Here is an 18,091-nt window from a genome sequence, read left to right on the forward strand (position 1 = left end):
CAATTCGGAACAGCGTCGTCGCGGCTGCATAATGGCGCCCCCTCGCGGCCACTGACCCACGCGCCCGGGCATGGTCGCAAGCCTGACCTCTTCCAATTTGCGCCCCGCCCCTGCGTCGAAGATCAGCGGCCCATCTAAAAGGTAATCGTTTTGAAGTTGTCGTTTGAAGTTCTGGAGGCGCTCGATGCGATAGACCGCGCGGGCACGTTCGCGGAGGCAGCCGTGCTGATTCATCGCGTACCGTCTGCACTGTCCTACCTGGTGCAAAAGGCAGAGAGCGATCTCGGCGTGATCCTGTTCGATCGCAGCGGGCGGCGTGCGCAGTTGACCGAGGCGGGACGACTGCTCGTAGAGGATGGTCGTCGTCTGCTCCAGGCGGGGCGGGAGCTGGAGAGCAAGGTCCGGGGCGTCCACGCGGGTTGGGAGGCCGAACTCAGACTGTGCCTCGACGAGATTCTGCCGCTCCCGTCGTTGTGGCCGCACGTGCGCGCCTTCTATGACATGGAGCTGACCACACGGCTACGTCTATCGACCGAAGTGCTCGGTGGCGTATGGGACGCGCTCGTGACGGGGCGCGCGGATATCGCGATCGGTGCCGCAGGGGAGCCGCCACACGCGCCGAACATCGCGGCAAGGCCGATCGGCCTGTTGCGCCATGTTTTCGTCGTAGCGCCGCATCACCCGCTCGCCGCTGTCGAACAACCGCTCGACAGCGATACCATTTCAAGTCATCGCGGCGTCATCATCAGCGACACGTCGCGCGCCCTCGAGCCCCGATCGGTGGCGATTCATGACGGACAACCGGTCATCATCGTGCCGACGCTGGCCGCCAAACTCGACCTCCTTTGCGAAGGCATGGCCGTCGGCATGCTGCCCGCGCCCGTCGTCGAGGAGGCGATCCGTCAGGGAAAGCTCGTCGAACGGCGCGTAATCGGCGTGCGGGACCATACAACCTGCTACCTCGGCTGGCGTGAGGACAAGACCGGACGCGCATTGAAATGGTGGATCAACCGACTGGATCAGATCGATCTGATATCCACGCTGTTCAGCACGCGCGGCGTCGCGGCCTGACGCACACGTCCGTACCCGGGACGCCACGCGACGCACCCGTTTCTTGCCGGCCCCCTAGAATGGTCGACGACATCCACGTAGCGGTCGATTTCCGAACCTACCGAAGTGACTTTTGGGAGAGCATCAGTCATGCAACCGGAACACGCTTCAGATCGCGCAGCCACCGACCACGCAGGCACGGACACCCACACGCACGCACCGATTCCGCCGATCGTGCCGGCGCAAACCGCGGTGGTCGTCATGCATTACCAGACCGACATCCTCGGGCTCTTTCCGTCGGTCGCGCCCACCCTGCTCGCCAACACGCGCAAGCTGTGCGATGCGGCGCGGGCCGGCGGCGTCCACGTTTGCTTCGCCAATCTCCGTTTCAGCCCCGGCTATCTGGAAGTCAGTCCGCGCAACAAGAACGGCCAGGGTATCAAGCAGCTCGGCCTGTTCGTCGACGATGGCCCGTGCCCGGAGCTTGGCCGGCTGGACAGCGAGCCGCTGATCGCCGCGCATCGTGCGAGCGTGTTCTTCGGCACCGACCTGCAGGCGCAACTCGTCGCGCAGGGTATCGATACGCTGATCCTCGTCGGGATTGCGTCGACCGGCGTCGTGCTGTCGTCGGTTGCGCACGCAAGCGATGCGGATTTCCGGTTGTATACGGTGAAGGACTGCTGCTACGACCCGGATCAGGTCGTGCACGAGCATCTGTTCGCGACGGCGTTCGAGACGCGCACCACGGTGCTGTCGCTCGACGATGCGTTGCACTTGCTCGCGTAGACGCGCAACGCCCAAGCCGCGCCGGCCGGAACGCTCCTGGCCGGCGCATCCTGCGTGACTTCGTGCGTTTACTTCGCGATATACACGCCCGACGTCGGGCACGTGCCCTGCGTATTGCCGTCCGTCACGAGCGATGCCGCGCTCGGAAACTGCGAAGTCGCGGTCGTCTTGACCGCGATCCACGCTTCCGTGAAATAGCTGACGCCGTTGGTCTTCGTGCACTTCAGCGACACCGCGCTGCGCGTGTTGCTGCCGAACGCGCCCTCGAACGCGGACAGCAACTGATTGCGCGTCACCACCTTGCCCGCGTTCGCCTGCAGGAACGTGTTGAACGACGTGTTGCCGAGCCGGCTGATCATGCCGGTCGCCTCGTTCCAGTAAGTGTCCGGCGTGGCCGAATTCGAGCAGGTGCCGTGCTTGAACCATTCGTGCTTGTCGAGGCACGACGCCACGCCCGGCATGTAGGTCGACAGCGTGTTGCGGGTCGCGGTGCTCACCGGATACGCATCCATGCTGCACCACTGGTGCGCATTGTCGAGATCGATGTCGCTCTGCGGCACGCCGCAGTAGAACGGCTGGTTGCCGTCATACCGGTTCGGCCACAGGCCATGCAGCGACAGGCTCGTCGCCGCATACGTGCCGGCGAGGTTCGTACACTCCGGCGTATCGTGCGACGCGCAGAAGCCGGGCTCCCACGAAGCCGCGAGCAACAGGTAGTCGTAACTGGTCTGCGCGGTTGCGTGCAGCGAGGCGGATGCGACGGCGAGTGCGGCCGCGGCGCGGGCGAGCGTCTTGAGCATGGCGTTTCCTCGGAAAAGGCTTGCGGTCGCGGGATGCGCCGCAAGATTGTCGAATGTCTGCCCGCGATTGTTGCCGACGCAACATGGCATCAATATGAAGGTGGACCAAGGAATTCGTGACGCGGCGCAACGCCGATGAATGCCGGCCTGCTGATCGAAGCCTCGGTGCGGCGCCCCGCGATCATTTCGCCGACGCGGCTTCCGATCCACCCGGTGACAACGCCGCGCTGTCCTGCTCACGCCACGCCCGGCGCGACGCGATGATCGCCGTCACGGCCGAGCGCGCGACCTTCCACCACGCGAACGGCCGCGGATCGGCGAGCATGCTGAGCGCGCGTGCATAGTCGAGCGTGAGCCCGGGCGTCCAGGCCATCGTCACCGCGCGCTTGCGGATCTGCGCGGCGACCCACAGCTCGGGCGTGAGCAACAGCCGGACGAACGCGCCCCACCCTGCCCGCTCGCCCTTGAGCCGCCACACCGCGCCGTCGAGTGCCGCCTCGAGCGCGTTCGACACGGTGCTCGAGCAGTTGCGGTGCGTGAGGTTGTACGTCACGGTCTGCCGGTACGACGACCAGAAGGCGTCCAGCTTCGCCGGATCATAGTTGCGGATCCGCACGCGCACGGTCGACGGACACCACGCCTTCGATTCGGTCGCATAGTCGGGCTGAAACAATCCGGGCACGTCGTTCTCGCGTGTCGCGCGCAGCAGCCGCGTGAATTCGTCCGGAGAACGATCGATCTCGACGGCCGGATACAGGCTGATGTAGATGCCCTCGGGCGACTCCAGCGCCGCATGGCCGGTCGAGATCACGCCGTTGACGTCCACCGCCGCGATGTAGCGGTCGATCACCGGGTAGCGCTGCGCTTCGGCCTTCGACGTGCCGGTGGGCGTCCACACGTGCACGGTGAGCGCGCGCTCGTGGTCGGCCGGCGGGCCGTCCCATTCGGATTGCGTGAAGCGCGGGACGTCGGGCGCCGTGTCGATGTCGGGCACGATCGCGGGCGCCGGCGACGTCACGAACGCGGGGTTGCGCGTGAGCCGCCGCACGCGCGCGGCGAGGCTCAGCATGTGCATTCCGCCGAACATCAGCAGCAGGCCGAGGCAGTACGGCACGGTGCCCGCATAGTGAGTCGGGTACGGCTGATAGAAGAAGATCGCGAGCAGGATTTCGACGACGCCCCATGCGAATGCGACGTTCCAGCGCCGGTAACGCACCATCCATGCGGACGTGCATTGCAGCAGCCCGTCGACGAGGAACAGCGTGCCGAAGATCATCGACAGCAGGAAGTGGCCGTGATGATGGCCCGCGAACACGAGCCCGGCGGCCACCACGACCGCGATGCCCTTCACGTAGCGCAGGATGCGCTGCCCGCCGACGCCGCTGCCGGCCACCGCGAGCGTCGCGAGCCCCTCGATCAGGAACAGCCACGCGAACAGTTCGATCGGAAAATGCAGCGCGCCGTCGAGCGCGTCGATGAAGATGCCGACGCCCGCGACGACCCACAGCCAGCCCAGCACGGTCAGCCCGCGCCAGCGCGTTCGCAGATATTCGATGCCCAGCAGCAGCAAGACCAGTCGTACCATTGCGCCCTCGTATCATTTTTTCGGGATACGCGATGGCCACGCGTCTCCTGTCGTGCCGACCGCGCGTCGTGCGATGCGCGAGCCGGAAGGCGGGGAATGCTGGCCGGCGCGTCATGCGTCGACATGACCGATGGCGGCCGGCGCGCGCCGCTCTGGCCGAATAATAAGATATGACGAAGCTGGTTGAAAGCCTGCCGAAAACGTTTCCGGCTGCTTCGGGCGCCACGGCATGCTGCAAGACACGGCACGATCGGCAGCATTGCCGCAGCAGATTTCCCGTTCGACAACGCGCGCCGGATACGCGAGAATCGCCGCTCCGAGGGCGAAAGCCACCTTAAACCGCAAAGACGGAACTACAAGAAATGCGCATTTCGATCACGCGCCGGCGCCTGCTGGCCGCCGGCATGGCTGCGGCCAGCCTCCCGCTGTCCGGCTGCTTCACGCCGAAGCTGTACAAGGAGAGCGCGTACCACGAACAAGTGTCGGCGTTCATGATCACCGAAGACGGCAAGAAACTCGTCGTCCTCGGCCAGGATTACCATTACATCTTCGATCTGCCTGCCTCCCTACGGCCCGTGCTGCAGTCCGGCTACCGGAAGTCGCTGCACACCCAGTTCACCGACTTTCGTGGGAACGGCAGCGGCGTGACCGGCCACTACCGGATTCTGTTGCCGAAGAACGCATCGGCGGACGATCAACAGGCCGCGACCGCCGACGGCTTCACCGCTGCGCAGGCCGGGCTCGTGCTCGAAGGCGACATCGGCGGCAAGCGCTATTCGACCGAAGGTTTCGCCGACAAGGCCAAGGACAAGGACAACGCCGCACAAGCGTTCAACCGGCCGTACAACGTGTACGTCAGGGAATCCCCGTCCGTGGTCGGCATGGGCTTGCGGATCCTCGCGACGCCGGTCACGATCGCCGCCGACGGCGTGCTCGTGCTGGGCGGCATCGTGCTCTTGCCGATCGCGGTCATCGCGATCGAGGCGAACGGCGGCCTGCGGATCATGTAACGGCCACGGCGACGGTGACGCTCGCCTGCCATGCACGCGCTCGCACCACGAACGCAAACCGGAGCATCGACATGACGACCTCGCCGCTTCACACCCCGCCGCTCGGCCCGCAACTCAAGCGCTGGCGCACGCTGCGCCGCGTGAAGCAGAGCCATGCAGCCGAGCTGTTCGGCGTCGCGCAATCGACAATCTCGCGCTGGGAAGCCGGCATCCAGCAGATGTCGCCCGACGAGCGCGCAACGGCCGAGCGGCTGCTTGCCGCGCGTCTCGATTCGGCCGGCGACCACGCGCTCGCGCGGCTGATCGCGAGCAGCACGGCCCGCATGCATCTCGTGTGCGACCTCACGCATCGCTTGCTCGCCTGCGCGCCGTCGCGCGCGGCAGAGTTCTCGCGGCCGCTGCCGGCCTTGCTCGGTACCTCGCTGTGGCGCTATGCGTCGCCGGAAATCGTGCGCATGGAAGCCGCGCTCGACCCGCTCGGCTGGCACGATCGCGCGGGGCCGCCGAGCGTCGAATTCGCGACCGGCATCAATGCGTCGCGCGTCGTGCCGATCCGCGGCAGCACCTGCCGGTGGACGCGCATGACGCTGTCGGACGGCTCCGCCGCGCGGCTCGTCGAAACGCTGTAGCACGTGCGCCAGTCGCCGGGCCCCGGCGCGCCACGCATATTTCATGCGTGGACGCGGCGCATCCGCACGGCGTACGCTTGACGGCTCCACTCAAGTATTGCGCCGACGATGAACCTCGACACGATCCACGCGCGGCTCGATTTCCTGCGCGAAGCCGAACGCCTGAAAGACGTGCTGCGCAGCGGCCACACGTCGACGGGCCGCCGCGAAAGCACGGCGGAGCACAGCTGGCGACTGTGCCTGATGGCGCTCGTGTTCGCCGATGCGCTGCCCGACGTCGACACGACGAAGCTGCTGAAACTGTGCGTCGTCCACGATCTCGGCGAAGCGCTGCACGGCGACATCCCCGCGATCGAGCAGGCCGCGCATCCGGACAAGAGCACGCATGAACGCGACGACCTGCTGACGCTCACGGCCGGGCTCGATCGCGCGCTGCGCGACGAGATCGTCGCGCTGTGGGACGAATACGAGGCGGCCGAATCACCGGAAGCGCGCGCCGCGAAGGCGCTCGACAAGCTCGAGACGATTCTGCAGCACAACCAGGGCAGCAATCCGCCCGACTTCGACTACGCGTTCAATCTCGGCTACGGGCGGCGCTACACCGACGCGACGCCGCTGTTCGGCGCGATCCGCGCGATCGTCGACGCGGACACACAACGCAGGATCGACGCACGCGGCGACGGCGCGTAAGCTCGCGGAACCGGCGGCGCGGGCGGCTCGTGTTTTCGATCGAGCATCCGATCTACACTGCGCCGCGCACAGCGCGACCTCATTCACACACCGCCCCCCTCCGCCCCACCGGCGCGAACGCCACCGCGCTCGCGGTCGCGAGCACGGCCACGCCGGCCGCGCCATACACCATCACCCAGCCGAACCCGTGCACGAGCGCCGCGTGCAGCGCCGTGCCGGTCGGGTCGGCCTGCGCGAGCGCCGGCGCGATCGCCTGCAACCCGTCGGTGCGGCCCGACGCGATCTGCTGCGCCAGCGTGCGCAACGCCCCCGCATCGATTGCCCCCGCGACGCCCGCCTTCAGGCTCGCGACGATCCCCGCGACCAGCACGAAGCCCATCGCCGCGATATTCAGCGCGAGCGAGATCATCCGCGCGCTCATGTCGATGCCGGACGCCATCCCGGCCCGCGAACCCGGCACCGCGCCCGTCGTCGTGTTCGTGACCGGCGTGTTGGTGAGCCCGAGCCCGATGCCGGCGATCACGCAGCCGGGCAGCATCGTGAGCCAGCTCGCAGGGTCGACGCCGCTGCCGATCCGCATCAGCACGAAACCGGCCGCGATCGTGAACAGGCCGCCCGGAATGACGACGCCGGGCCCGTAGCGCAGCGCGAGCCGCTCGCCGAACGGCGGCGCGACCAGCGTCGGCAGCGTGTACGCGAGCAGCGCGAGGCCGGCCGTCACGCTGTCGTACCCAAGCGCGACCTGGAACCAGATCGGCAGGTAGATCATGAATGGCCAGAAACTGAAGTTCATCCCCATCGAGCCGAAGATCGCGCCGGTGAACGCGCGAATCCGGAACACGGAGAAGTCGAACATCGGCCGCGCGCTCAAGCGCTCCGCGACGACGAAGCCCGCCAGCGCAAGCACGGTCGCGCCGAGCACGCCGAGGCCGGCCGCGCTCGTGAGCCCCAGCTCCGCGCTTTGGGTGATATAGAACGCGAGGCCGAGCACGGCGAGCGACAGCGTGACGATACCCGCGACGTCGAGCGTGCCCGCATGCGGATCGCGCGACTCCCGCACCGCGCCGCCGATCAGCACGAGCGCGACGGCGGCGAGTGGCGCGTGGACGAGAAACACCCACGGCCAGCTCGCCAGCGCGACGATCGCGCCGCCGACAATCGGCCCGAAGCCCAGACCGATCCCGAACACGATTCCCCAGATCCCGAACGCGCGCCCGCGCTCGCGCCCTTCGCGGAACTGATGCGACAGCACCGCGATCTGGCAGATCAGCATCGCGCCGCCGCTCGCGCCCTGCAGCAGCCGGCCCGCGACGAGCACCGGCACGTTCGGCGCGAGCCCGCACAGCAACGACGTCGCGCCGAACAGCACGGTGCCGATCACGTACACGCGCTTGCGGCCGAAGCGGTCGGCGAGCGTGCCGGCCGCCATCAGCACGGTCGTGCACGCGATCGTGTACGCGTTCATGATCCACTGCATGCCGTTGAAGTCGCCGTGCAGCACGTGTTCGAGCGTCGGCAGGATCACCGGCACGCTCGAGATCTCGAGGCCGAACATCAACGACGTGAGACAGACGGCCGCGAGCGCGACCGCATTCCTGCGGGTGTCGGATAGCGTCATGCGTATTGCGCGGCGACCCGCAACAGGCCGCACGCCTCCAGGTGAGAAGGATTCGCCGCGTGCGGCCGGCAACGCACGCTGGACGGGAATCGGTACTATAGTGAGAATTTCCCTCCCCATTGACGCGTCCTTTTCTCCAGACTGGGGAATCACAGGCCACAATCAGCGTAACCCGCCATGACCGACAGACTCGACGGCGTCACGACCTTCGTCCAGGTAGTGGAATCCGGCAGCTTCGCGCTTGCCGCGGAGCGGCTCGACATGACGCGCTCGGCGGTCGGCAAGGCAATCGCGCGGCTCGAGAAGCGGCTCGGCGCGCGACTGCTGCAACGCACGACGCGCAGCCAGAGCCTGACCGACGATGGCCAGGCGTATTACGACCGCTGCGTGCGCGCGCTGTCGGAACTCGAAGCGGCGGAAGCCGATCTCGATTGCGGCCGCAACGAAGCGCGCGGCAAGCTGCGGCTGAGCGTGCCGCTCGCGTTCGGGCATCACTGCGTGATGCCGATCGTGCTCGATCTCGCACGCACCTATCCGCACCTGCGGATCGACGTGTCGATCACCGACCGTTTCGTCGATCTGGTCGAGGAAGGAATCGATCTAGCGATACGGATCGGCACGCTGGCGGATAGCACGAGCCTCGCGGTGCGGCGGCTCGGCACGCAGTACGGCAGCCTTGGCGCAGCGCCGTCGTATCTCGCGCGCTACGGGATGCCGCAATCGCTCGACGACCTGCGGAATCACCGGACGATCGCGTATTCGCGCTCGGGCGTCGCGCAGCCGTGGGATCTGCGCGCGCCGGACGGCTCGACCGTGCGCGTCGACATGCAGCATCAGCTCAGCTTCGACGACGTACAGGCGATCGCGGCGGCCGGTGCGGCAGGGTTCGGCATCGCGTGGCTGCCGAGCTGGCTGCTCGATCATTACGTGAAGCGCGGCGAGATGGTCGTCGTGCTCGACCGCTGCTTCGTGTGCGAAGGCGACATCCACGCGATCTGGCCGAAAACGCGCTACCTGCCGCGCAAGACGCGCTGCGTGATCGACGCGCTCGTGCAGGCGGTGCCGCCGATGATCGAGCGCTGAGCGCAGAAGAAAAGAACGGAAATGCGCTGAAACCGACGCGCCGCGCGGGCGCGTCGGGTCGTCACGCCGCGCCGAGATCGGCGAGCGGATGCGCGAACAGCTTCCACGGCGAGGTCAGGAAATGCCGCACGCGCTCGGCGCGCAGCTCGACGAGCGACGCCGGCGCCCAACGCGGCTTGCGATCCTTGTCGATGAGATGCGCGCGCACGCCTTCGCAGAAGTCGCCTTCCTCGATCGCGCGCGCGACGATGCCGAGCTCCATCCGGAACGACTCGGCCAGCGTCATCTGGCGCCCGCGCAGCAGCGCTTCGCGCGTCACGCACAGCATCGTCGGCGAATGGCCGGCGAGCGCATCGAGCGTCGCCTGCAGCCATTGACGATGCTCGCGTGACAGCTCGTCGCGCGCGAGATCCTGCTTCAGCGTCGCGACGATCCGCTCGACGGTCGAGCGCTTGTCGAAGTGCCGGACGATCCACGCCATCTGTGTGTCGAGCACGGCATGCGGCACGACATTGCACGGCGGCTCGAACACCTTGCGCAGCGCCGGCAGCACATCGCCGTCCCACTTGACGCTCTCGATGCGCGTCTCGAACGTATCGAGCCACGACGACGGCACGCACAGGTCCGCGAGCTTCGCGCTCAGCGCGTCGGCGCCCGACAGCATCGCGCCCGTCAGCCCCACGTACAGTTCGAGTTCGACCGGCATGCGCGACAGGAAATGCGTCGCGCCGACGTCGGGCACGAGGCCGATGCGCGTCTCCGGCATCGCGATCTTGCTGCGCTCGGTCGCGACACGCAGCGCCGCGCCTTGCGCGAGCCCCATCCCGCCGCCCATCGTCACGCCGTCCATCAGCGCGACCACCGGTTTCGGAAACGTATGGATCGCATGGTCGAGCCGGTATTCGTCGACGAAGAACGGCAGCCAGGTCTCGCGCTGCGCGACCATCCGGTACAGCGCACGCACGTCGCCACCCGCGCAGAAGCCCTTCTCGCCCGCCCCGCGCAGCACGACCGCGACGATCTGGTCGTCGGTGCGGCAACGCTCGAGCAGCGCGGCCAGCTCGCCGATCATCGGATAGGACAACGCATTGAGCGCGGCCGGCCGGTTCAGCGTGATCAGCGCCACGCGGTTCACCACGCGGAACAGCACCTCCGGCGCGGATTGCGCGACGCGTTCGTGAGTCGTGACCGGCGTGCTCATGGTTGCGCCTCCCCATCGGTGTGCCATTGCGGCGCGCGCTTGCCGAGAAACGCGGCCACGCCTTCGCGCGGATCGTTCGTGTCGAACAGGTCGACGAAGCGCTCGCGCTCCACCGCGAGCGCCGCGCTGCGCGGCACGCCGCGGCGTGCGAGGCCGATCAGCTCCTTGCTGTATGCCACCGCGTGCGGGCTCTGCCGCGCGACGTTGCGCGCGAGCGCCAGCGCCGCATCGCGTGCCGCGCCGCTCTCCACCACGTCCTCGACGAGGCCGATCCTGAGCGCCGTCGCCGCGTCGACGCGCGTGCCGGCCAGGATGATCTTCTTCGCCCAGCCTTCGCCGACGAGCCAGGGCAGCGTCTGCGTGCCGAGCCCGCATGGCAGCAAGCCGACCGATGGTTCGGGCAGCGCCATCTGCGCGTGCGTCTCGGCGATCCGCAGGTCGCACGCGAGCGCGCATTCGAGGCCGCCGCCCATCGCATAGCCGTTGATCGCCGCGATCGTCACGACCCGCGCGTCATGCAGCGCCTCGAACGCCGCACCGAAACGCGCGGCCATCGCGCGCGCGACCGCGCGGTCGCCGTCGGCGAACGTGTTCAGATCGGCGCCCGCGCTGAAGAACTTCGGGCCGTCGCCGGTGATCACCAGCGCGCGCACGCGCGGGTTCGCGTTCAGCTCGGCGACGGTGTCCTGCAGCTGCCGCAGCCCGTCGGCGGTAAAGGCGTTCGCGGGCGGACGCTTGAGCGTCGCGCACGCGATCGCGCCGTCGTCGACGTAGTCCAGTTCGATCATGAGGCGTCCTTCTTGGTGGCCGGTTGGTACAGGCGGATCACCGCCGAGAAATCGAGTTGCCCGTCGCCGCGGCTGCTCATCGCCTGGTACAGCTGCTGCGCGAGCGCGCCGAGATAGACGGGCTGGCGCGCCTGCTTCGCGGCGTCGTTCGCGAGGCCGAGATCCTTCAGCATCAGGTCGGTGCCGAAGCCGCCGCTGTAGCCGCGCGACGACGGCGCGGTGGCGATCACGCCCGGATACGGGTTGTAGGTGTCCGAGCTCCAGCAGCGGCCCGTCGACGTGTTGACGATACCGGCCAGCACCTTCGGGTCGATGCCGAGCGCGACGCCGAGCGACATCGCCTCCGATACGGCCGCCATCGAGATGCCGAGCACGAGGTTGTTGCAGACCTTCGCGACCTGCCCCATCCCGATCGCGCCGCAATGGACGATGTTCTTGCCCATGCCGGCGAGCACGGGCTTCACGCGCTCGAAATCGGCGTCGCTGCCGCCGACCATGAAGGTCAGCGTGCCGGCCGCCGCGCCGCCGGTGCCGCCCGACACCGGCGCATCGACGAACGCGCCGCCGTGCTCGCGCACGAGCGCGCCGAACGCCTGCGCGCTCGCCGGGTCGATCGTGCTCGAATCGATCACGGTCGCGCCGGCGTCGAGGCCGGCCAGCACGCCGTTTTCACCGGCGAGCACCGAACGCACGTGCGGCGCGGCCGGCAGCATCGTGATCACGAACGTCGCGCCCGACGCCGCATCGCGCGGCGACGCGGCCGCCTGCGCGCCGGCGTCCTGCAGCGCGCGCAATGCATCGGCGCTCAGGTCGAACGCATGCACTTCATGGCCAGCCTTGAGCAGGTTCAGCGCCATCGGCGCACCCATGTGGCCCAGTCCGATAAAACCGATCTTCATGTTCGTCTCCTGCCCGGCTCAGTGCAGCCGGATCGTCGTGTTCACCGGGCCGGCCGTCGTGTCGTCGTCGAACCAGCGCGCGGTGACCGTCTTCGTCTGCGTGTAGAACTGCACGACCTGCTTGCCGTACGGGCCGAGATCGCCGAGCTTCGAGCCGCGCGAGCCGGTGAAGCTGAAGAACGGCACCGGCACCGGAATCGGAATGTTGATGCCGACCTGGCCGACGTCGATCTCGCTCTGGAACTTGCGCGCGGCCGCGCCGCTCTGCGTGAAGATGCCCACGCCGTTGCCCATCGGGTTCGCGTTGACGAGCGCGATCGCTTCGTCGAGCGTGTCGACTTCCATCACGACCAGCACCGGCCCGAAGATTTCATGGGTGTAGACCGTCATCTCGGGCTTCACGCCCGAGAAGATCGTCGGCCCGATGAAGTTGCCTTCCTCGAAGCCGGCGACCTTCACGTCGCGACCGTCGAGCTCGAGCTTCGCGCCTTCCTTGATGCCCGCGTCGATCAACGACAGGATGCGCGCCTTCGCGCCGCGCGACACGACCGGGCCGACATCCGTGCCCGCTTGCGAGCCCGCGTTGACCTTCAGCGTCTGCGCCTTCGCGACGATGTCCGGCAGCCAGTCGCGCGCGCGGCCGACCAGCACCGCGACGGAGGTCGCCATGCAGCGCTGGCCGGCCGCGCCGAAACCCGCGCCGACCAGCGCGTTGATCGCCTGCTCGCGGTTCGCGTCGGGCAGCAGGATCGCGTGATTCTTCGCGCCCATCATCGCCTGCACGCGCTTGCCATGCTGGCTGCCGAGGTTGTACACGTGCGTGCCGACGGCCGTCGAGCCGACGAACGAGATCGCCTTCACGAGCGGATGCGTGCAGATCGCATCAACCACTTCCTTGCCGCCGTGCACGACGTTCAGCACGCCCTTCGGCACGCCGGCCTCGATCGCGAGCTCGACGAGCTCCATCGTCGACATCGGGTCCTGCTCGGACGGCTTCAGCACGAACGTGTTGCCGCACACGATCGCCATCGGGAACATCCACAGCGGGATCATCGCGGGGAAGTTGAACGGCGTGATGCCCGCGCATACGCCGAGCGGCTGGCGCAGCGTGTAGGTGTCGACGCCGCCCGCGACGTTTTCGGCGAACTCACCGAGTTGCAGCGTGCCGATCGAGCATGCGTGCTCGACCACCTCGAGGCCGCGGAAGATGTCGCCTTCGGCGTCGGGCAGCGTCTTGCCCTGCTCGGCCGTCAGCGTCTTCGCGATGCGCTGCAGGTTCGCGCGCACGAGATCCTGGAACTTCAGCATGATGCGCATGCGCGCGGCGATCGGCGTGTTCTTCCACGTCGCATACGCCTCCTGCGCGGCCTGCACGGCCGCGTCGACTTCCGCGACGGTCGCGAACGGCACGCGCGCGAGCACCTGCTGGGTCGCCGGGTTGACGATGTCGCGCCACTCGCTCGTGGTGGACTCGAGGAAAGCGCCGTCGATCAGCAGCTTGACCGTCGGCACGTCTTGCCCCGTGCGGGGCGTCGGATTCGCGTTCATCGATGCAATCTCCTTGCTGTGGACCACGCAGCGCCGATGCCGCGCGGCCGGTTCAATCCAGTTGCGGGCGGCCACCGCGGGATGCGGCGCGCGCGGCCCGCGGCCGGTCATTTCAATTCGGCGGCGAAATCCTCTTCCCAGTATTCGCCGGGCATGCGCGTCGTCGCATCGTCGCCGCGCTCGATCTCGCGGCGGCGCAGCTCGACGCGGCGGATCTTCCCCGAGATGGTCTTCGGCAGCTCGGCGAATTGCAGGCGGCGGATGCGCTTGTACGGCGCGAGCTTCTCGCGCGAGAAGCGGAAGATTTCCAGCGCGAGCGCCGGGCTTTCCTCGTAGCCCTGGCGCAGCGTGATGTAGGTCTTCGGCACCGACAGCCGCACCGGGTCCGGGCTCGGCACGACGGCCGCCTCCGCGATCGCCGGATGCTCGATCAGCACGCTTTCCAGCTCGAACGGGCTCAGCCGGTAGTCGGACGACTTGAACACGTCGTCCGCGCGGCCGATGTACACGTAGTAGCCATCGTCGCCGCGCATCGCGATGTCCGACGTGCGGTAATGGCCATCGCGCATCGCATGGGCCGTCGCGTCGGGATTGTTCGCGTAGCCGTTCATCAGCCCGACCGGGCGCGACGCGCCGGCGCCGATCGGCAGCGCGACCTCACCTTCGCTGACGGGCGCGCCGTCCGGGTCGAGCAGCGCGATCCGGTAGCCCGGCAGCGGCCGCCCCATCGAGCCGGCGACGACCGGCTGGCCCGGCGTGTTGCCGATCAGGCAGGTCGTCTCGGTCTGGCCGTAGCCGTCGCGAATCGTGATGCCCCACGCCTTCTTCACGCGCTCGATGATCTCGGGATTGAGCGGCTCGCCCGCGCCGACGATCTCGCGCAGCTTCACGTCGAACGACGCGAGCGGCTGCTGCACGAGCATCCGCCACACGGTCGGCGGCGCGCACAGCGTGGTCACCCGGTATTTGACGAGCGCATCGAGCACGACCTTCGGCTCGAAGCGCGCGTAGTTGAACGCGAACACACACGCCTGCGCATTCCACGGCGCGAAGAAGCAGCTCCACGCGTGCTTCGCCCAGCCCGGCGAGCTGATGTTCCAGTGGATGTCGCCGGGCTGCAGGCCGACCCAGTACATCGTCGACAGGTGCCCGACCGGATAGGTGCGGTGCGTATGCTCGACGAGCTTCGGCTTCGACGTCGTGCCCGACGTGAAGTACAGCAGCATCGTTTCGTTCGACTGCGTGACGGCGTCGGGGGTGAACACGTCGCTCGCCGCGTAGCCGTCGTTCATCGCAAGCCAGCCGTCGCGCGGCGCGCCGGCGACGATCTTGCGCCTCAGGCCGAGATCGGCCTGTTCGAACTTCGCGGTTTCGTTCTCGTCGACGATTGCGTAGGTCGCGCCGCCGATCTGCACGCGGTCGCGCACGTCGTCGGCCGACAGCTGCGTGGTCGCGGGCAGCACGATCGCGCCGAGCTTCATCGCGGCGAGCATCGCGTCCCACAGCTCGACACGGTTCGGCAACATCAGCAGGATCCGGTCGCCGCGCACGACGCCGATGCCGCGCAGCCAGTTCGCGATCCGCGACGAGCGCTCGGACATCTGCGCGAACGAATACGGGTCGCCCGTCCCGGTTGCCGCGTCGACGATCCACAGCGCGGGCTGGTCGTTGCCGCGCGCCATCGGGTCGAAGTAGTCGAGCGCCCAGTTGAACGCATCGAGCACCGGCCATTCGAAATCGCGGTAGGCGGTTTCGTAGTCGGTGCGATGGCGCAGCAGAAAGTCGCGTGCGTCCAGGAATGCCTGTACTGTCATCGTGTCGTCTCCAGTCTCCATGCCCAGCGGTCGACCGGCGCAGGCGCTGCAGCGCCCGTCCGGTTCCCTGTTGCGCCGCGCACGGTCACGTCGTTGCGTGCCGCGTTTGCCGCGCTGCCCTCGTGCCCTGCCTGTTTGCCTGCTTGTCGGTTCGCGTGGTGTTCGACGGAGCGCGCGCCGCGACTCAAAGCTGTCGCGCGATCACCATCCGCTGCACTTCGCTGGTGCCTTCGTAGATCTGCGTGATGCGCGCGTCGCGATAATGACGCTCGACTTCGTAATCGGCGAGGTAGCCGTAGCCGCCGTGGATCTGGATCGCGTCGGAACACACGCGCTCGGCCATCTCGGACGCGAACAGCTTCGCCTGCGACGCCTCCGACAGGCATGGCAGCCCGGCCGTACGCAGCTTCGCCGCGTGATGCACGAGCAGGCGCGCCGCGTTGATCTGGGTGGCCATGTCGGCGAGCTTCTGCTGAATCGCCTGGTGCTCGGCGATGGGCTTGCCGAACTGCACGCGCTCGCCCGCATAGCGGCGCGCCTTGTCGAACGCGGCACGCGCGATGCCGAGCGCCTGCGCGGCGATGCCGATCCGGCCGCCTTCGAGGTTCGACAGCGCGATCTTCAGCCCTTCACCGCGATTGCCGAGCAGGTTTTCTTCCGGAATCGCGCAGTTCTCGAACGTGATCGCGCACGTGTCGGACGCGCGGATGCCCATCTTCTTCTCGGGTTTGCCGACGATGAAGCCCGGCGTGTCGGTCGGCACCAGGAACGCGGAAATGCCGCGCTTGCCGGCTTCCGGGTCGGTCATGGCAAAAACGATCGCGACGCCGGCGCGCTGGCCGTTGGTCACGAACTGCTTCGCGCCGTTCAGCACCCACTTGCCGTCGCGCAGTTCCGCCCGCGTGCGCAGGTTGTGCGCCTCGGAGCCGGCCTGCGGTTCGGTCAGGCAGAACGCGCCGATGATGCGGCCCGCCGCCATCTCGGCCAGCCAGCGATCCTTCTGCGCGGGCGTGCCGAAGCCGAGGATCGGCCCGCAGCCGACCGAGTTGTGCACGCTCATCATCGTCGCGCACCCGGCGTCGCCGGCGGCGATCTCCTCCATCGCGAGCGCATAGGCGACGTAATCCGTATACGCGCCGCCCAGTTCCTGCGGCACGATCATCCCGAGCAGGCCGAGTTCGCCGAGCTGCGCGACGACGGCGTCGGGCAGGTGCGCGTCGTGGTCCCACTGCGCGGCGTTCGGGGCCAGCACCTCCGTGGCAAAAGCGCGCGCGGCGTCGCGGATCATCCGCTGGTCTTCGGTGTAAAGCTCGTCCATGGCGCTGCTGTCTCCCGCGGCCGCGTGCGGCGACCGACCTTCCGTTTCGATGCAACAAGTGTAGGCAAGCACGCGCGACTGTTCGATGCTCGCGCCGCTCATTTACACTGAGCGTTTTTGCCATACCGGCGGCGTCGATGAAGCAGGAAGACAAGGGCACCATCGCGATCAGCCTGGTCGCTTACAGCGTCGCGCTCGCCACCCGGCGCGGCGTCGCGGCCGAGCCGCTGCTCGCGCAGGCCGGCATCGCGCCCGCGCTGCTCGACCAGCCGCGCGCGCGGGTGTCCGCGCAGCAATACGGCGCGTTGTGGAACGCGATCGCGCGCGCGCTCGACGACGAGTTTTTCGGGCAGGACCGCCACCCGATGCGCAGCGGCAGCTTCATCGCGATGAGCCAGGCCGCGCTGTCCGCGCAGGACGGACTGCACGCGATGGCGCGCGCGGTGAACTTCCTGCACTGCGTGCTCGACGATCTCCACGCGGAGCTCGACGCCAATCCGCAGCGCGTGCGGCTGCGCTTCGTGCACCGCAACAGCGCCGCGGCGCCCGCGATGTTCACGTACGCGACCTATTTCATCATCGTGTACGGGCTCACCTGCTGGCTGATCGGGCGGCGCATCCCGGTGCTGCACGCGAGCTTCCGCTGCGACACGCCGCCGGCCGACCACGAATACCCGTCGATGCTGTGCGACGACATGCGGTTCAACCAGCCCGATTCGTATGTCGATTTCGATCCCGAATTCGCGACGCTGCCGGTCGTGCAGAACGCGAAGACGCTGAAGACGTTCCTGCGCAACGCGCCGGCCAGCTTCATCGTCAAGTACCGCAATCCGAACGCGCTCGCGCAGCGCGTGCGCACGGTGCTGCGCGGGATGCCGCCTGCCGCGTGGCCCGGCGCGGGCGGGATGGCCGCGCGGCTGCACGTGGCCGAGGCGACGCTGCGCCGCAAGCTGCATCAGGAAGGCCACGCGTACCAGTCGATCAAGGACACGCTGCGGCGCGACCTCGCGTTCGAGGCGCTGGCCGACCCGTCGCGGACCATCGCCGACGTCGCGGCCGCCACCGGTTTCGCGGAACCGAGCGCGTTCTACCGCGCGTTTCGCAAATGGAGCGGGCGCAGCCCGGCCGAGTACCGGGAAGAAGCGCTCGCGCGCGGCAACGGCGCCGGCTGAGTGCGCGGCCGGCGGCCCCGCCTTCGCGCTTTGCCCCGAAACCGCCTAATCTTCAAATATCGGGCCAACGCCCTTTTCCGCGAGCCGGACGGCGTGCGGC

General features: G+C 68.1%; 16 protein-coding genes. 7 read left to right on the top strand and 9 right to left on the bottom strand.

The window, feature by feature from the left end:
- Nucleotides 1-150: 150 nt before the first annotated feature.
- Nucleotides 151-1,071 carry a LysR family transcriptional regulator gene (locus BAMB_RS21880; protein WP_011659352.1) on the top strand — a complete coding sequence of 307 codons (921 nt, stop codon included), beginning with the start codon at nucleotides 151-153 and terminating at the stop codon, nucleotides 1,069-1,071.
- Between the two features lie 129 nt (nucleotides 1,072-1,200).
- Nucleotides 1,201-1,836 (top strand): cysteine hydrolase family protein, encoded by a 636-nt coding sequence (locus BAMB_RS21885; protein ID WP_011659353.1) that lies wholly within the window; start codon nucleotides 1,201-1,203, stop codon nucleotides 1,834-1,836.
- Between the two features lie 68 nt (nucleotides 1,837-1,904).
- On the opposite strand, the gene BAMB_RS21890 is transcribed toward BAMB_RS21885, so the two are convergent.
- Nucleotides 1,905-2,636 carry a ribonuclease T2 gene (locus tag BAMB_RS21890; protein WP_011659354.1) on the bottom strand — a complete coding sequence of 244 codons (732 nt, stop codon included), beginning with the start codon at nucleotides 2,634-2,636 and terminating at the stop codon, nucleotides 1,905-1,907.
- 181 nt (nucleotides 2,637-2,817) lie between these two features.
- Nucleotides 2,818-4,221, bottom strand: coding sequence for an HdeD family acid-resistance protein (locus BAMB_RS21895; protein ID WP_011659355.1), 1,404 nt, complete (start codon nucleotides 4,219-4,221; stop codon nucleotides 2,818-2,820).
- A 362-nt stretch (nucleotides 4,222-4,583) separates the two neighbouring features.
- Here BAMB_RS21895 and BAMB_RS21900 point away from each other — a divergent pair, with 362 nt between their 5' ends.
- From BAMB_RS21900 to BAMB_RS21910, 3 genes are all read left to right on the top strand, one after another.
- On the top strand, nucleotides 4,584-5,231 hold the full coding sequence (locus tag BAMB_RS21900) for a hypothetical protein (RefSeq protein ID WP_011659356.1): 648 nt from the start codon (nucleotides 4,584-4,586) through the stop codon (nucleotides 5,229-5,231).
- Nucleotides 5,232-5,302: 71 nt separating this feature from the next.
- Nucleotides 5,303-5,860 (top strand): helix-turn-helix domain-containing protein, encoded by a 558-nt coding sequence (locus BAMB_RS21905; RefSeq protein WP_011659357.1) that lies wholly within the window; start codon nucleotides 5,303-5,305, stop codon nucleotides 5,858-5,860.
- A 108-nt stretch (nucleotides 5,861-5,968) separates the two neighbouring features.
- The gene (locus tag BAMB_RS21910) at nucleotides 5,969-6,550 is read left to right on the top strand and encodes an HD domain-containing protein (RefSeq protein ID WP_011659358.1); all 582 of its coding nucleotides are present in this window, start codon (nucleotides 5,969-5,971) and stop codon (nucleotides 6,548-6,550) included.
- Between the two features lie 79 nt (nucleotides 6,551-6,629).
- On the opposite strand, the gene BAMB_RS21915 is transcribed toward BAMB_RS21910, so the two are convergent.
- Complete coding sequence (locus tag BAMB_RS21915; protein ID WP_011659359.1) at nucleotides 6,630-8,168, bottom strand: MFS transporter; 1,539 nt, start codon at nucleotides 8,166-8,168, stop codon at nucleotides 6,630-6,632.
- A 177-nt stretch (nucleotides 8,169-8,345) separates the two neighbouring features.
- On the opposite strand from BAMB_RS21915, the gene BAMB_RS21920 reads away from it, so the two are divergent.
- Complete coding sequence (locus BAMB_RS21920; RefSeq protein ID WP_011659360.1) at nucleotides 8,346-9,251, top strand: LysR family transcriptional regulator; 906 nt, start codon at nucleotides 8,346-8,348, stop codon at nucleotides 9,249-9,251.
- A gap of 61 nt (nucleotides 9,252-9,312) precedes the next feature.
- Here the strand turns inward: BAMB_RS21920 and BAMB_RS21925 are convergent, their stop codons facing one another.
- From BAMB_RS21925 to BAMB_RS21950, 6 genes are all read right to left on the bottom strand, one after another.
- On the bottom strand, nucleotides 9,313-10,452 hold the full coding sequence (locus BAMB_RS21925; protein WP_011659361.1) for an enoyl-CoA hydratase/isomerase family protein: 1,140 nt from the start codon (nucleotides 10,450-10,452) through the stop codon (nucleotides 9,313-9,315).
- Nucleotides 10,449-11,240, bottom strand: a complete 792-nt coding sequence (locus BAMB_RS21930; protein ID WP_011659362.1) for an enoyl-CoA hydratase — start codon at nucleotides 11,238-11,240, stop codon at nucleotides 10,449-10,451. The genes BAMB_RS21925 and BAMB_RS21930 overlap by 4 nt, the downstream gene beginning before the upstream one ends.
- Nucleotides 11,237-12,139, bottom strand: a complete 903-nt coding sequence (gene mmsB / locus BAMB_RS21935; RefSeq protein ID WP_011659363.1) for a 3-hydroxyisobutyrate dehydrogenase — start codon at nucleotides 12,137-12,139, stop codon at nucleotides 11,237-11,239. Before mmsB ends, BAMB_RS21930 begins: the two co-directional genes overlap by 4 nt.
- Nucleotides 12,140-12,157: 18 nt before the next feature.
- A complete protein-coding gene (locus BAMB_RS21940) occupies nucleotides 12,158-13,687 on the bottom strand; it encodes a CoA-acylating methylmalonate-semialdehyde dehydrogenase (RefSeq protein ID WP_011659364.1) in 1,530 nt (509 codons plus the stop codon).
- A 107-nt stretch (nucleotides 13,688-13,794) separates the two neighbouring features.
- A complete protein-coding gene (locus BAMB_RS21945) occupies nucleotides 13,795-15,501 on the bottom strand; it encodes an AMP-binding protein (RefSeq protein ID WP_011659365.1) in 1,707 nt (568 codons plus the stop codon).
- A gap of 184 nt (nucleotides 15,502-15,685) precedes the next feature.
- Nucleotides 15,686-16,819 (bottom strand): acyl-CoA dehydrogenase family protein, encoded by a 1,134-nt coding sequence (locus tag BAMB_RS21950; RefSeq protein WP_011659366.1) that lies wholly within the window; start codon nucleotides 16,817-16,819, stop codon nucleotides 15,686-15,688.
- 137 nt (nucleotides 16,820-16,956) lie between these two features.
- Here BAMB_RS21950 and BAMB_RS21955 point away from each other — a divergent pair, with 137 nt between their 5' ends.
- Entirely contained in the window at nucleotides 16,957-17,991 is a 1,035-nt protein-coding gene (locus BAMB_RS21955) for an AraC family transcriptional regulator (protein WP_011659367.1), read from the top strand.
- Nucleotides 17,992-18,091 lie beyond the last annotated feature (100 nt).

The organism is Burkholderia ambifaria AMMD (assembly GCF_000203915.1).
Lineage (GTDB): Bacteria > Pseudomonadota > Gammaproteobacteria > Burkholderiales > Burkholderiaceae > Burkholderia > Burkholderia ambifaria.